Here is a 2,271-nt window from a genome sequence, read left to right on the forward strand (position 1 = left end):
GACCCCGAATCTCTGCCCGAACCGACTTCCCTGCGGCCTTCACCGGATGGGTACGCCGTTTCCGCTGGAGCTGCATGCATGACGGCCTTGGCACCAGAGACTCATAGCCCGGCGCGATCGTCCCTCGATGCAGTGAAGCGCGCTCGAACGGAGGGACGAGACGAATTCGCATGGAGCCTCGGAAGGCGCGTCCCCGGAAAGCGTACCTCGGAGACATTTCGATCCCGGATCGTCTCGGTCCGCTGGCGGAGGGAGTGCAACCGGGGTCGAACATTCTCCGCGTCGTGGAGCGCACCAGATCGTGCGAGAGCGGATTCGCACAAAAAATCGACAGCGCGAATGGGAGACGAAAGCTCCGCGCCGGCTTCCGTTTGAGTCTCTCGTCTAGGGGAGCACGAGCGGCGCAACCCGTGTGGAGTTAGTAGCAGGAATTATTTCCTTGACGACATCGCCCTGCTTGCATAGGAATATTGTCGTGACCAACTGAGACACAGATCATGGCATCCTCTCCCGACCTCGCCTCCCAAATCCTCCGCTACAAGTCGTTGGTCGCAGCCGAGGCGGTCTTGCTGGGGATGGCGGAGCTGCTGCCTCCGGGACCACGGTAGCGCGCCGAGTGGCGCCGCATCAAATCGAATTTGGCCTTCCGACGGTTCCAGCTCGCCCTGGTCGAATACGTCGCCGGTGAACAGAAAGCCGGGTTCAATCCGGATCAGCCCCGTGTTCCGGCCGGCAATCCCGACGGCGGACAATGGACGAACGAAGGACCGAACAGCGGTCTCGGCAGTCCTTCGCTGAGTAAGCCATCAGCTCTTGTCTATACGCCGGGATTGGTACTGAGCGACGCGAGCCCTGATCCGATCAGGCCAGGAGCGCGATACGCGGAAGCCCCCACAGAGATCGTCGTCCATCCGAGCGGATTGACGGGCATTTCGCAGATTGACGACACGTCAAAGTCACTCGTCGGCACTTTGGCGCGCGTCATGGACGTCGTCGAACGTGTTCCCGGCATGACCGCGCAGACATACGGTACAGCGGTTCATGTGACATTTGGAACGGCCGTTCGCCTGGGCGACTATCCCGGGATCGGATTTTTCGACGTGGAAACGACGTTTGGTGCTGAACCTGGCGCACCTTACGGCTCGAAGGGCAGCATCAGAACCGATATCCTGCTGCGGAATGAAGCTGGAGACATCATCGCGATTTACGATCTGAAGACGGGAGAAAAAGGCCTGACGCCTGGTCGCGTCAGAGAACTGCGCCGGAAGACGGGGGTCGGGCCGAACATCCCGATCATCGAATTGCATGCCATCAGAGGCGTGACGCTGAAATATGCGTTGGTCTCCGGTGTCTTTCGAAGCTTCCGAAATCATTGGAGAACCCACCAATGAGCATGGAGATCGAGATCCTTTCAGACCTTTATCTGAAAACAGTGAGCGAATGGCAGGGTTCGATCGACGCAATCGGCTTTCCCCTCCGGCTCGACCCGACCATCTCGGTCGAAGACATCGGTGGGTTTATCCCTGTACGCCTCGGCGAGACACCGACTGGTTTCGAATGTTACCGAGACGATGCAAACGAGGTTGTTCAATCCCTCGGGCTTTCCAACTCGGGTCGGGCCTGGAGGTTCGCACTGGGGCTGCGCTGGAAAGGTGATTTGAATGAACTTCAAGCGGCCTGGATGGCAGCCGCAGCCTACGCAGCAGCCACCGATGGTGTAATCTTCGACTATGAGGAGGGAAAGATATACCTTCCATCCGAAGCCGTCGCCCAAGTTCAACGCATAAGGCGCGACGTGCCACACGTCGAAGCCATCCTGCGAGAAATTGTTATGCGGTTTACGCCGAAGGAATAATCGAGTCGCTCGTAGAGAACGGCCTGCGGACCTCGCAATGCCAACCGCAACCGCGCGTACCGGTTGACTTTAGCGCCGGTCGACGACCGTTGAGCGGAGAAGTTTCGATCCCAGGTCGTCTCGGTCCGCTGGCGGAGGGAGTGGGCCTGGGGGCGAACATTCTCCGCACCCATCCGGCTCCAACCGCAGTGAATTCCCGCTTGGGTAGCCGCCCGAGCTGATTGGGCTACGGTGGCCACCAGAGTCTTTCGTACCGCGCCGAGAGGTGTCCTGGACCCCGTCGTGCGAAATGATCGGGTCGACGAGCGAGGACGTCGGCTGGCCCAGGTTGGGATCGATGTACCCATCCGGTGAAGGCCGAAGGGAAGTCGGTTCGGGCAGAGATTCGGGGTCGTCAGGCCGCGGCGGCGGCGGAG

General features: G+C 60.1%; 2 protein-coding genes. Both read left to right on the forward strand.

Translation table 11 applies throughout. The annotated features are described in order from the left end of the window. The first annotated feature begins 638 nt into the window (after nucleotides 1-638). Nucleotides 639-1,391, forward strand: coding sequence for a hypothetical protein (locus ACFSOX_RS23545; RefSeq protein ID WP_378480253.1), 753 nt, complete (start codon nucleotides 639-641; stop codon nucleotides 1,389-1,391). After that, the gene (locus tag ACFSOX_RS23550; protein ID WP_378480254.1) at nucleotides 1,388-1,855 is read left to right on the forward strand and encodes a hypothetical protein; all 468 of its coding nucleotides are present in this window, start codon (nucleotides 1,388-1,390) and stop codon (nucleotides 1,853-1,855) included. Before ACFSOX_RS23545 ends, ACFSOX_RS23550 begins: the two co-directional genes overlap by 4 nt. Nucleotides 1,856-2,271 lie beyond the last annotated feature (416 nt).

Source organism: Rhodoplanes azumiensis (genome assembly GCF_042682915.1).
Classification (GTDB): domain Bacteria; phylum Pseudomonadota; class Alphaproteobacteria; order Rhizobiales; family Xanthobacteraceae; genus Rhodoplanes; species Rhodoplanes azumiensis.

Coding starts and splice junctions, on each gene's coding strand:
- ACFSOX_RS23550 (WP_378480254.1), top strand. CDS start 1,388: ATGAGCATGGAGATCGAGATCCTTTCAGACCTTTATCTGAAAACAGTG.